Source organism: Dysosmobacter sp. HCP28S3_G4 (assembly GCF_052065175.1).
In the GTDB taxonomy this organism is placed as follows: Bacteria; Bacillota; Clostridia; order Oscillospirales; family Oscillospiraceae; genus Oscillibacter.
In genome coordinates this window covers 1-12212 of record NZ_JBQHUP010000063.1, presented here as the reverse complement: position 1 = coordinate 12212, position 12212 = coordinate 1, and the positions used below count along the sequence as shown (strand labels likewise).

At 62.6% G+C, this 12212-nt stretch carries 10 protein-coding genes and 1 pseudogene; 5 read left to right on the top strand and 6 right to left on the bottom strand.

The window, feature by feature from the left end; genetic code table 11:
* Positions 1 to 155: 155 nt before the first annotated feature.
* A complete protein-coding gene (locus ACTNBU_RS11510; protein ID WP_441034104.1) occupies positions 156 to 1331 on the bottom strand; it encodes an FtsW/RodA/SpoVE family cell cycle protein in 1176 nt (391 codons plus the stop codon).
* A gap of 296 nt (positions 1332 to 1627) precedes the next feature.
* Here ACTNBU_RS11510 and tsaE point away from each other — a divergent pair, with 296 nt between their 5' ends.
* From tsaE to upp, 3 genes are read left to right on the top strand one after another with little or no spacing between them, the layout of a single operon-like run.
* Positions 1628 to 2059: a tRNA (adenosine(37)-N6)-threonylcarbamoyltransferase complex ATPase subunit type 1 TsaE gene (gene tsaE, locus ACTNBU_RS11505; RefSeq protein ID WP_441034102.1), complete on the top strand. Its 432-nt coding sequence runs from the start codon at positions 1628 to 1630 to the stop codon at positions 2057 to 2059.
* Positions 2056 to 2763: a tRNA (adenosine(37)-N6)-threonylcarbamoyltransferase complex dimerization subunit type 1 TsaB gene (tsaB, locus tag ACTNBU_RS11500; RefSeq protein ID WP_441034100.1), complete on the top strand. Its 708-nt coding sequence runs from the start codon at positions 2056 to 2058 to the stop codon at positions 2761 to 2763. Before tsaE ends, tsaB begins: the two co-directional genes overlap by 4 nt.
* A gap of 42 nt (positions 2764 to 2805) precedes the next feature.
* Positions 2806 to 3438, top strand: a complete 633-nt coding sequence (gene upp / locus ACTNBU_RS11495) for a uracil phosphoribosyltransferase (protein ID WP_441034098.1) — start codon at positions 2806 to 2808, stop codon at positions 3436 to 3438.
* Between the two features lie 382 nt (positions 3439 to 3820).
* On the opposite strand, the gene trhA (ACTNBU_RS11490) is transcribed toward upp, so the two are convergent.
* The 3 genes from trhA (ACTNBU_RS11490) to ACTNBU_RS11480 form a co-directional block, all read right to left on the bottom strand.
* On the bottom strand, positions 3821 to 4528 hold the full coding sequence (gene trhA / locus ACTNBU_RS11490) for a PAQR family membrane homeostasis protein TrhA (RefSeq protein ID WP_441034096.1): 708 nt from the start codon (positions 4526 to 4528) through the stop codon (positions 3821 to 3823).
* A gap of 10 nt (positions 4529 to 4538) precedes the next feature.
* The gene (gene trhA, locus ACTNBU_RS11485; RefSeq protein WP_441034094.1) at positions 4539 to 5198 is read right to left on the bottom strand and encodes a PAQR family membrane homeostasis protein TrhA; all 660 of its coding nucleotides are present in this window, start codon (positions 5196 to 5198) and stop codon (positions 4539 to 4541) included.
* A 200-nt stretch (positions 5199 to 5398) separates the two neighbouring features.
* Positions 5399 to 6682, bottom strand: coding sequence for an immunoglobulin-like domain-containing protein (locus tag ACTNBU_RS11480; RefSeq protein WP_441034093.1), 1284 nt, complete (start codon positions 6680 to 6682; stop codon positions 5399 to 5401).
* A gap of 316 nt (positions 6683 to 6998) precedes the next feature.
* On the opposite strand from ACTNBU_RS11480, the gene ssnA reads away from it, so the two are divergent.
* Positions 6999 to 8342, top strand: a complete 1344-nt coding sequence (ssnA, locus tag ACTNBU_RS11475) for a putative aminohydrolase SsnA (RefSeq protein ID WP_441034091.1) — start codon at positions 6999 to 7001, stop codon at positions 8340 to 8342.
* A 117-nt stretch (positions 8343 to 8459) separates the two neighbouring features.
* Positions 8460 to 11411, top strand: a complete 2952-nt coding sequence (gene ygfK, locus ACTNBU_RS11470; protein WP_441034089.1) for a putative selenate reductase subunit YgfK — start codon at positions 8460 to 8462, stop codon at positions 11409 to 11411.
* A 48-nt stretch (positions 11412 to 11459) separates the two neighbouring features.
* Here the strand turns inward: ygfK and ACTNBU_RS11465 are convergent, their stop codons facing one another.
* Both ACTNBU_RS11465 and ACTNBU_RS11460 read right to left on the bottom strand, forming a co-directional pair.
* Positions 11460 to 11897, bottom strand: a complete 438-nt coding sequence (locus ACTNBU_RS11465; protein ID WP_441034087.1) for a SufBD protein — start codon at positions 11895 to 11897, stop codon at positions 11460 to 11462.
* A 42-nt stretch (positions 11898 to 11939) separates the two neighbouring features.
* Positions 11940 to 12086, bottom strand: a pseudogene (locus ACTNBU_RS11460) (CatA-like O-acetyltransferase); the annotation flags it as partial.
* Positions 12087 to 12212: the final 126 nt, after the last annotated feature.

Genomic DNA, 12212 nt, shown 5'->3' with positions numbered 1-12212 from the left:
TGGAAATGGAATGACTCTGCCCATTTCCTATTTTCGATTCTATTTTCCCGAATATGTGCTGAAAACCCGGTTGCCGCCTAATTGCGCAACCGGGTTTCTCGACAGCCTGAAAGGAAGCGCCCCGCGGGGCGCTTCCTTTTTATTCCGATGCTCTTTTATCCGATGCGGTAGTACCGCCGCGTGGGGACGGCCCGCTTCTTGATGCCGGAGACGATGCCCATGGCGGCGTACAGCGTCACGATGGAGGAGCCGCCGTAACTGAAAAACGGCAGCGTCAGGCCGATGACCGGCATGACGAACAGGCACATGCCGATGTTCTCGATGGTCTGGAAGATCAGGATGGACGTGATGCCCACGCACACGTAGTTGGCGTAGGGGGATCTGGCCCGGCGGGCCACCATGAGACAGCGGAAGATGATGGCCGTCAGCAGCAGAATGATGGCCAGACAGCCCACGAAGCCCAACTCCTCCCCCGCCACGGAGAAGATGAAGTCGGTCCGCCGCTCCGGCAGGGAGCTGGGATCCCGGCTCTGGGTCTGGGTGCCGTTAAACAGTCCCTGTCCAAACAGCCGTCCGGAGCCCAGGGCCAGCAGGCTGCGGCTCTGGTGCCAGCCCACGCCCAGGGGCTGGTAGTCGTGGTCGAACAGCGTCCGGAACCGGTCCACCATGTAGGACGGGATCTTCCCCAGCTTGTAGATGGCGAAGATCCCCCCGCCGCCCAGTACGCCGCCGATGGCGAACCACCGCCAGCTGATGCCCGCCGCCAGCATCATGCAGGCAAAGATGAAGACATATACCAGGGCGCTGCCCATGTCGCTGGACACCACGTAGATGAGGCCCACCATGAACAGCAGGTGTACCGTGGGCGGCAGCACGGCCCGGAGGCTCCGCAGCTCCCGCCTCTCCTGCCACGTCCACTCGATCTGCTTGGCCAGCAGCAGAATGAAGGTGATCTTCACCACCTCCGCCGGCTGAATGTTGAAGGGGATGCCGGGGATGGCCAGCCACGCCCGGTTGCCGGTGTTGCCGCTGATGCCCAGAGGCGTCCGCAGCAGGCAGATAAACACCACGTTGAAGACGGCGATCCATTTCCACTTCCGCACCAGGTCCTCCACGTCCACCATGGACAGGAAGATATAGGCGGCGATGCCCAGCAGCATGCCGGCCCCCTGGACGCCCAGATAGCGGGCCATCTTGGCAGTCCCCAGATAGTGGGTGGCGCTGGCGATGAGCACCATGCCGTACAGGCTGGCAGCCACGCACAGGCCCAGCAGCACCAGATCCGCCTGCTGCAAAAATTCCAGAAGCGTGTTTTTCAGACGTGCAACCATGAGATTCTCCGTTTCGCCGTATATCGTCCGGAGAAGCAGAGCAGAAGTCCGCCCTCTTTCAAGGGGCCGCTCCTCCGGCGATGAGATCCGGACAGCACCGCCGAAAACGGCTGTCCGGTACAAAATTGCAGGCTTCCGGCGGCTCAGGCCGCCGTTTTTGAAGCTGTATGATTATAACACAGTTGCATTCCGGTGTAAACGCTGTAATTTTGTTTTTACAAGTGGAGATGTTTGTGGTATACTGTTTCGGAAATGCGGAGCGCACGTCCACGCCCCGCAGAAGGAGGCCCGAACTTATGGAATATCTCTCCCACAGCGAACTGGAGACGGAGGCCGCCGGCGAGGCGCTGGGCCGCTCCCTGTCCCCCGGTGCCGTCCTGGCCTACCGGGGCGACCTGGGCATGGGCAAGACCGCCTTCACCCGGGGACTGGCCCGGGGACTGGGCTACACCGGCCGGGTCACCAGTCCCACGTTCACCATCGTCAACGAGTACGAGGGCGGACGGCTCCCGCTGTTTCACTTTGATATGTACCGTCTGGAGGACTCCGACGCCCTGTTCGACATCGGCTGGGAGGACTATCTGGGCCGGGGCGGCGTGTGCGCCGTGGAGTGGAGTGAGCGGGTGGACGACGCCCTGCCGGAGGACACCCTCTTTGTGACCATCGCCCGCTATCCGGAACACGACGGCTGGCGGATCATCACCGTGGAAGGAGGTGCGCATCCGTGAAAATTCTGGCTCTGGAGACCTCTGCCCGGGCCTGCTCCGCCGCCGTGACGGAGGACGGCCAGATCATCGTCTCCGCCTTCCAGTGCACCGGCCTGACCCACAGCCGCACCCTGATGCCCATGGTGGAGGATATGCTGAAAAACGCCGGACTCACCATGCAGGACTGCGGGGCCATCGCCGTGGCCAACGGCCCCGGCTCCTTCACCGGCATCCGCATCGGCGTGGCCGCCGCCAAGGGACTGGCCTTTGCCGCGGGTCTCCCCGCCGTGGGCGTCTCCACTCTGGAGGCCATGGCCTGGAACGCGGCGGCACCCGACGGTCTCATTCTCTGCGCCATGGACGCCCGGCACCAGCAGATCTACAACGCCGTGTTCCGCGTCCAAAACGGCGTCCTCACCCGTCTAACGCCGGACAGGCCCATCGCCCTGGCGGATCTGGCGGCGGAGCTGGCCGGGTCCGATGAACCCAAGACCGTGGCCGGCGACGGCGCTGTCCTGTGCCGGGACTATCTGACGGAGCACGGCATCCCCTGCGCCCTGGCGGTGCCCCATCTGGTCCAGCAGAACGCCGTGGGCGTGGCCCTGGCCGCCGAGGACATCCTCCGGTCGGGAGGCGGCGGCACGGCTCAGGAGCTGCTGCCGGTCTATCTCCGGGCGGTGTCGGCCCAGACCCTGAAAGAGCGCATGGCAAACAAGGCGAACTGACCCCAAATCTATATAATCTATATATAAAGGAGTTCACACACTATGAGCGGTACACTGCACATCGTCGATCACCCCCTGGTTGCCCACAAGCTGACCATCATGCGGGACAAGAGCACCAGCGTCAAGGATTTCCGTGAACTGGTCTCCGAGATCGGAATGCTCCTGACCTACGAGGCCACCCGCGACCTTCCCATGACCACCAAGCTGGTGGAGACCCCCATCTGCACCACCACCGCCCCCACCCTGAAGGGCAAGAAGTTCGCCGTGGTGCCCATCCTCCGGGCCGGTCTGGGCCTGGTGGACGGCGTGCTGCGGATGGTGCCCTCCGCCCGCGTGGGCCACATCGGCATGTACCGTGACGAGGAGACCCTGGAGCCCCACGTGTACTTCTGCAAGATGCCCAAGGACATCGCGGAGCGGGACATCCTCATCGTGGATCCCATGCTGGCCACCGGCGGCAGCGCCTCCGCCGCCATCGACGAGATGAAGAAGCGGGGCTGCAAGCACATCAAGCTGATGGTCCTGGTGGCGGCGCCCGACGGCGTGGAGTGCATCCAGAAGAACCATCCGGACGTGGACATCTACTGCGGCGCGCTGGACGATCACCTGAACGAGCACGGCTATATCGTGCCGGGCCTGGGCGACGCCGGCGACCGGATCTTCGGAACGAAATGACGTAAAGGGGGGGACTTGCGTCCCCCCTTTAGATTCCCCCTCGCCAGTGACATCGGTCACTGGCGTCGCCGCCCAAGGCGGCTGGAGTCAAGGTATTTTTCCGACGTACACGCCGCCGGAAAAATGATTCCGGCATATTCTTTTGTCCTTTGGGCAAAAGAACCGGAAAAACCCAGGTTTTTCCTGGCCCTTTTCCTTGGCGCCTTTCGCTTCCGGCGAAAGGTGCATATCCGTAGGAAACCAGCGGTTTCCTACGGATACTCTGCCGGGAACCTACGGTTCCCGGCCCCCCCTTTCTTTTTTCGCCTGCGGGGGCAAGTTCGAGCAGGCTGAAAGACAGCTGAGATCAGCCGTCTTTTTCTGGCTTTATGCGTGAAAGCTCTCAGTAGATCAGTCCGTAGATGCCCAGCCAGTGGATGGCTGCGGCGGCCAGCACCAGCACGTGCCAGACGCAGTGATTCCACTTCCGGTTCCGGGCAAAGGGGATCATCCCCAGGGTGTACACCAGTCCGCCCGCCAGAATGAACCACAGCAGCGTCCGGGCGTTGCGATAGAAGTCCGGCAGGAACAGCAGGCCGCTCCAGCCGATGAGGAAGTACAGCGTGAAGTGCAGGGGCCGCCACTTCCCCGGTCCGAACACGGCGATGAGGGTGACGCCGGACAGGATCACGCCCCACTGAATGCAGAAAAGGGTGATGCCCAGCGTGTTTCCCAGATACACCAGCAGAATGGGGGCGAAGGTGCCGCCGATCAGCAGGTAGATGGAAGCGTAGTCAAACCGCCGCCAGATGCGCTTCACCGTGGAACCGGCGGGAAAGGCGTGGTACAGGCAGCTCATCAGCATCATCAGCATCATGCTGATGCCGTAGAAGCAGGAGGCGATAATCTCCAGCGTCGTCTCCGACTTCAACAGCAGCAGGACGAAGACCGCCACCGCCAGAGCGGCACCCACGCCGTGGGTGACGGCGTTGACGATCTCCTCCGGCACCGTCAGCCGGGGCGGCTCGTTCAGTGCGCGGGTCCGGGCACGGCGCACCGCTCGGAGCCGGGCCGCCGCGCAGGCAGAGGTGTCCGCAGTCATGGGATTCATACTTGCCACCTCACAATACACAGAAGAACACGGCCAGATAGTGGAACAGCGATCCGGCCAGAATCAGCAGATGGAACAGCTCGTGGAAGGTCCAGTCCGGGCTGAGATTGGGCCGCTTGACGGCGTAGAACACCGCCCCCACGGAATAACACAGTCCCCCCAGCGCCACCAGCGTCACACAGGGCTGCCCCACCCGGAGGAAATCCGGAAAGATGAACAGCACCGACCAGCCCATGATGAGGTATATGGCCGTGGACAGCACTCTGGGGGCGTTCAGCCAGAAGACCTTCATCAGCACGCCCGCCACCGCCACGCACCAGATGCCGAGGCAGAACCGCAGGCCCTTGGGCTGGGGCAGCAGCACCGCGCAGAAGGGCGTGTAGCTGCCGGCGATGAGGACGTAGATCATGCTGTGATCCAGCTTCCGCAGCAGCCGCTTCACGCCGCCGCTGTCCGCCGTGCCGGGATAGTAGTGATAGAGGGCGCTGGAAAAGTACAGGGCCATCAGGGACAGCGCAAAGCACATGGCCGCCGCCAGTGCCGTCATTCCGGCGTCGCTGTACACCGCCCGCAGGAGAAACAGAAGCCCTCCGGCAAAGGAGGCCGCCGCCCCCAGGGCGTGGGTCTCACAGCTGATGGGGTCCTGTGCGTGGGAAAAGAGTTGTTTCATGGGATCGCTCCTTGGATTTGCTAATTGAAATCTTAAAATATGATTTTAAATATTAAATTACACGTTTTTATAAATATTGCAAGTCTTTTCTAGAAAATTAACAATTCCTACAAAATTGAAGTGCCGTCCCTCCTTCGTATGCCGCAAAACAGCGCCGGAAACCGCTGAAAACGGTTCCCGGCGCTGAAAAACATGGCAATTTACAGATCCCGCGGGTCCACGACCGACGGCACGCAGTATACGGCGTCCGTGCCGGTAAGCCTGCCGGTCTCCGTGTCCCAGAGATAGATGACGGCGGGCGTATCGCCCTCCGGTCCCGCCAACTGCCGCACCGTCAGTTCCAGGGTGTGGCCGTCCGCCCAGCGGATGTGTTCGATGGCATCGTCCAGACCATCGTAGTCCGCCAGGGAGTGGACCGCTCCATATCCGGCGCCGCCCCAGGCGAACTCCAGCGGGTCCTCTGTCAGACAGGCGTACCGCGTGCCGTCGGCAGACCAGACCCGATAGCGGGTGATGTTGTCCTCCAGCGCGGCCCGGGTCATCTCCTCCACGGCGGCGAGATAGGGCGCGGCCTCTTCCCCCGCCAGGAGCTCCAGATTGGGCTCCCCATAGCTGCGGTCCCACTCCACGGCGTTGCTGAGGGCGATCCTCCAGCCGTCGGTCTGGAGATAGGAATAGTAAAATACCGGGCCGATGCCGGGTGCCGCATCCAGAGCGTCCCGGCTGTCGTCCCGCCGCCAGAAGAACCGGCCCCCTGCGCCGCTGATGGATTCATAGACCACGTCCTCCAGCACCGGCGCACCCTCCGCCGTCAGACGCACGGTGCGGAGCTGGCAGGGGATGCCCAATCGGACCTTCTCAAAGAACAGGCCCAGCTTCTCCGCGTTGGCCGGGGTCTCCCCGTCCCGGAACACCACACAGCCGTCGGCGATGGCGTCCTCCGTGCCGTAGTCCGCCGGAAGTTCCTCCAGCGCCGCGAAGCCGTAGGGCCGCTGTTCGGAGACAGGCGCGTCATCAGAAACGGTGAACTCCGCGGCGCAGCGGTTCCCGCCCGTCTCTTTGACGATGCGGAAATGCCCCCCGGTGAGGAAGGAGGTCTCGCAGACGGAGAGCGGACAGGCGAAGGCCATGCTCTCTCCGGGCGGGATGACAAATTCGATGGCTGTCCAGCCAACGTTCTCTTTCAACTCCAGCTGGTACCAGGAGAATTCTCCCCCGCCGCCCATGTCCCGCTCCAGCTGGAAGTCCGCGCCAGTGGTCACCGTCTCGTCACCGTGGTTCTCCAGCACCACATACACGGTGGCGTCCAGCGAATCGTAGGACGGCCACTCCGCGGAGAGGGTCAGGCTCTCGTCCAGCTGGGCGCTCCGCACCTCCGTCAGCGGCAGGCTGTCCGCCGGGCCTCCGTCGGAGCCGCTGCTGCCGCATCCAGCAAGAACTGCCAGCAGGGACAGGGCGGTCATCATCGTGAAAACCTTCTTCATCTCCATCGCCCCTTTTCTCGTTTAGTCGGAAAAGCCTGCCAAAAAGTTCCCGGCAAACTGTACAAATCCCTCCAAAAATTTTTTGCGGCAGCCTGATTGCATTTTCTCCCGGTTTACGGTAAAATACAAATATAAGCAAAGATGGATAGCTGCAACGGAGTGCCGCGCGCACGGGCTGACACCTATCTTCCTTTGCGCGGATAGGTGTTTCAGACCGGGGATGGTCTGAGACGCCTTTTTTCTTTCTCCGGCATTTCCCCCTTCCCTCTTTGGGGCTTTTGTATCCGTGGAATTTTGAACGCAGGGAGGTTCTCATATGATTTTACTGGCAAACGGAAAGGTCATCACCCGGGATCCCGACGGTGCGGGCTATCTGCCGGACGGCGGCGTGGTCACCGACGGCGGAAAAATCGTGGAAGTCGGCGTCACCGCCGACCTGAAGGCCAAATACCCCCAGGCCGAGTTCGTGGACGCCCGTGGCGGCGTCATCATGCCCGGCCTCATCAACGCCCACACCCACATCTATTCCGCCCTGGCTCGAGGCCTCAGCATCGTGGGCAACAACCCCACCAACTTCTATGAGGTGCTGGACGGCACCTGGTGGGCTATTGACCGGAATCTGGACCTGGAGGCCACGAAGGCCAGCGCCCAGGCCCTTGTCATCGACAGCATCAAGCAGGGCGTCACTACCATCTTTGACCACCATGCCTCCTTCTGCGAGATCCCCGGCTCCCTGATGAAGATTGCCGAGGTGACGCAGGCGTTCGGCATGCGGGCCAGCCTGTGCTACGAGGTCAGCGACCGGGACGGCGAGGAGAAGTCCCTCCAATCCGTCCAGGAGAACAAGGACTTCATCGATTACTGCGAGAAGAATCCCTCCGACATGCTGAAGGCCATGTTCGGCGGACACGCCCTGTTCACCATCTCCGACAGGACCTTCGACCGGATGGCTGCCGCCAACAACGGCCGGGTGGGCTACCACATCCACGTGTCCGAGGGCATGAACGACGTGTACGACTCCCTCCAGAACTACGGCCGCCGTCCCGTCCAGCGGCTTCAGGACCACGGCATTCTGGGGCCGAAGACCATTCTGGGCCACTGCATCCACGTGAACACCGCCGAAATGGACATCATCAAGGCCACGGACACCATGTGCGTCAACAATCCGGAGAGCAACATGGGCAACGCCGTGGGCATCTCCCCGGTTTTGCAGCTGTACAAGAAGGGCATCCTCATCGGCATGGGCACCGACGCCTACACCAATGACATGCTGGAATCCCTGAAGGTGGCCCTCTGCTCCCAGCGGCACAACGCCTGCCTGCCCAACGTGGCCTGGTGCGAGGTGACGGATATGCTCTTCAAGAACAACGCCAGGATGGCGGAGCGGTGCGGCTTCCCCACGCTGGGCGTGCTGAAGCCCGGCGCGGCGGCGGACGTCATCGTCATGGACTACAAGCCCTACACGCCCTTCTCCGACGCCAACATCGACGGCCACATGATCTTCGGCATGACGGGCCGTCAGTGCCAGACCACCATGATCAACGGTAATATCCTGATGCGGGACCGGGTCCTGACGGAGATTGACGAGGAGGCCGTCAACGCCCACATTCTGGAGAGCGCCAAGCGGCTGTGGGGACGGCTGAACCATTGTAAATACTGAAAGGATTAGGAATGAGAAATGAGGAATTAGGAATTATTCTCTGATGATTCCGTTCCTCAAAATTCCTAATTCCTAACTCCTAATTCCTAATTTCTATTGCAAGGAGGATCAACTGCTATGTCCGAACTGATGACCCCCATCCCCTTCCGGGATCTGATGAACTGGATCACCACGGAGTACCTCCGGGATGGCTCTGTCTTCGGCGTCCACAAGCCCTACCGGGCGGGCGTCAAGAAGCTGCCCATCTTCGGTGAGACCATCGAGACGCCCTTCGGCCCCGCCGCCGGTCCCAACACCCAGCTGGCCCAGAACATCATCGCCGGATACTTCGCCGGCGCCCGGTTCTTCGAGCTGAAAACCGTCCAGAAGATGGACGGCGCCGAGCTGGCCGCCTGCATCAACCGTCCCTGCATCCTGGCGGAGGACGAGTGCTACAACTGCGAGTGGTCCACGGAGCTGTATGTTCAGCAGGCCTTTGAGGAGTACGTCAAGGCCTGGTGTGCCCTGAAGATCATGTCCAAGGTCTACGGCCTGGGCGACCCCAACGGCTTCGTGTTCAACATGTCCGTGGGCTACGATCTGGCGGGCATCCAGGGTGAGAAGATCGACACCTTCCTCAACGGCATGATGGACGCCTCCCAGACGCCCATTTTCCAGGAGTGCATCCGGGTCCTGAAGGAATTCTTTCCCCAGGAGAGCGGCTACATCGACGCCATCAGCCCCCGGGTTTCCGGCAGCGTGACGGTCTCCACCCTCCACGGCTGCCCGCCGGACGAGATCGAGCGCATCGCCAGCTACCTCATTGAGAAGAAGCATCTCCACACCTTCGTCAAGTGCAACCCCACCATTCTGGGCTACGACACCGCCCGGTCCATTCTGGACGGCATGGGCTACGACTACATTGCCTTCGACGAGCATCACTTCAACGAGGACCTGCAATACGAGGACGCCGTCCCCATGTTCCGCCGCCTGCTGGCGCTGGCTCAGAGCCATGGCCTGGAATTCGGTCTGAAGCTCAGCAACACCTTCCCGGTGGACGTGAAGAACAAGGAACTGCCCAGCGAGGAGATGTACATGGCGGGCAAGAGCCTGTTCCCCCTGACCACCACCATGGCCGCCCGGATCTCCAGGGAGTTCGGAGGAAAGCTGCGGATCTCCTACGCCGGCGGCGCCGACGCCTTCAACATCGACAAGCTGTTCGCCTGCGGCATCTGGCCCATCACCATGGCCACCACGGAGCTGAAGCCCGGCGGCTACCAGCGGTTCGTCCAGATCGGCGACAAGCTGGACGCCATGGAATTCCGGCCCTTCACCGGCGTGGACGTGGCCGGCATCGAGGCGCTGGCCCTGGCCGCCCGGTCCGACAAGTACCACCTCAAGGCCGTGAAGCCCCTGCCCCGCCGGAAGCTGTACGACAAAGTCCCCCTGACGGACTGCTTCACTGCACCCTGCAAGGGCGGCTGCCCCATCCAGCAGGACATTCCGGAGTACATCGAGCTGTGCCGCCGGGGACAGTACGCCGCCGCCTTGCAGCTCATCACGGAGAAGAACCCCCTGCCTTTCATTACCGGCACCATCTGCGCCCACCGCTGCATGACGAAATGCACCCGGAACTTCTACGAGGAGCCGGTGCAGATCCGGGCCACCAAGCTGGTGGCCGCCCAGCGGGGCTACGACGCCCTGCTGGCAAAGCTGCCCCAGCCCGTGCCCGTCACGGACGGCCGCAAGGTGGCCGTCATCGGCGGCGGCCCCACCGGCATGTCCGCCGCCTATTTCCTGGGCCGGGCGGGCATCCCCGTCACCATCTTTGAGAAGGCCAACTGCCTGGGCGGCGTGGTCCGCCAGGTGATCCCCTCCTTCCGCATCTCCGATGAGGCCATCGACAGGGACGTGGCCCTGATGTTCCGGATGGGCGTCCAGGTGCGGCTGAACACTCCCGCCCCCTCCGTGGCGGAGCTGAAGGCCCAGGGCTACACCCACATTTTCTTCGCCGTGGGCGCCTGGAAGGCCGGACGGCTGGACATCCCCGGCAATGTGGTGCCGGTCATCGGCTGGCTGAAAGATCTGAAGGCCGGAAAGGACGTGTCCCTGGGCCACGTGGCCGTGGTGGGCGGCGGCAACACCGCCATGGATGCCGCCCGTGCCGCCCTCCGGGCCGGGGCCAAGTCCTCCACCCTAGTCTACCGCCGCACCAGGAAGTACATGCCCGCCGACGCCGAGGAGCTGGAACTGGCCATGGCCGACGGCGTGCAGTTCCTGGAGCTGGTGGCGCCTGTGGAGCAGAAGGACGGCGCGCTGATCTGCGAGAAGATGCGTCTGGGCGATCCGGACGAAAAGGGCCGCCGGAAGCCCGTCCCCACCGGCGAGACGGTCTCCATCCCCTGCGACACCGTCATCTCCGCCGTGGGAGAGAAGGTGGAGTCGGAGTTGTTCACCGCCAACGGCATTGAGGTGGATGAGAAGGGCGTTCCCGCCTTCCGGACCAATCTGGACGGCGTCTACGTGGGCGGCGACGCCATGCGGGGCCCCGCCACGGTGGTGGAGGGCATCGCCGACGCCACCTGGTTCGCCAACGCCGTCATCGGCGAGGCCCACAAGTACGCCATCCCCGCCCACGCCAAAGCCAGCCGGGCGGACGCCATCGCCAAGAAGGGCATCCTGTGCGAGTCCGCCAAGTGCGAGGGCGACCGCTGCCTCACCTGCAACGTGGTGTGTCAGGTCTGCGCCGACGTATGCCCCAACCGGGCCAATGTGGTCATTGAGCTGCCCGACGGCCGCCATCAGATCCTCCATGTGGACCGGATGTGCAACGAGTGCGGCAACTGTGCCGTGTTCTGCCCCTACGATTCCGCCCCCTACCGGGATAAGTTCACCCTGTTCCTGACCCGGAAGGGCTTCGACGATAGCGAGAAGAATCAGGGCTTCCTGCCCCTGGGCGGCCGCAAGGTGCTGGTCCGGCTGGGCGGAAAGGTCTTCGAGGCTGATCTGGACGGACAGAACGACCTGCCCGCGGAAATCGAGGTGTTCATCCTCACCGTCCTCACGAAGTACAGCTATCTGCTGGGATAAGAAAGCGCAAACTGCAAAACACGGGGAGCCGTCCGGCTCCCCGTGTTTTTATTCCATGGCGTCCAGCAGCCGCCGGATGTCCTTTTCGATCAGCGGCGCCATGGTGTCCCTGTACCTGTTCAGGTCCATAGCCTCCACCCGCGCCCGGATCACGGGCCACAGCGCCCGCTTGTACGGCGCCAGCTCCAGCAGGGCCGCCAGCGCCTGCCGCACCGCCGTGGGCTTTTCATCCTCCAGGATCGCCAGCGCCCGGTCCAGACAGCGGTCGATGACGCCGCCGTCATCCCACCGGGCCTGCCTGCAAAAGAGCCGGAACCCCCGGCACCGGACGGCGTAGGCCCGGTCCTCCGTCATGTCCGCGAACCGCTCCGTATACGGGTACAGGCAGTCCGACTCATCGGACAGCCGCTCCAGCTCCAGCAGGGTGCCATAAGCGCATTTTGTATCCTTTGCCGTCAGCGCGGACAGCAGAAGCTCCAGATCCATAGCCCGCTCCCTTCTGTCGGTCGGTAAGCTCCCGTAATCGAATTATCTGCCTGTCAGTTCGTCGATGGCTCTCTGCAGGCCGTCCAGAAAACGGCCCGCGTGGGCGCCGTCCATCTGGGTATGGTGGAACTGGAAGGACACGGTAAGCACCGTTTTCAGTCCCCGGCGCTGGTATCTGCCCCACAGGACAAATGGGTTGTTGAAGTGGAGTGGTACCCTTTAAGTGCAGTCGCAAATTCCCCAAAAATCTGTTAAAGTGAAAAACAAAGATGGAGGGGATCACAATGGGAAAGTACAGCAAGGAATTCAAGGAAG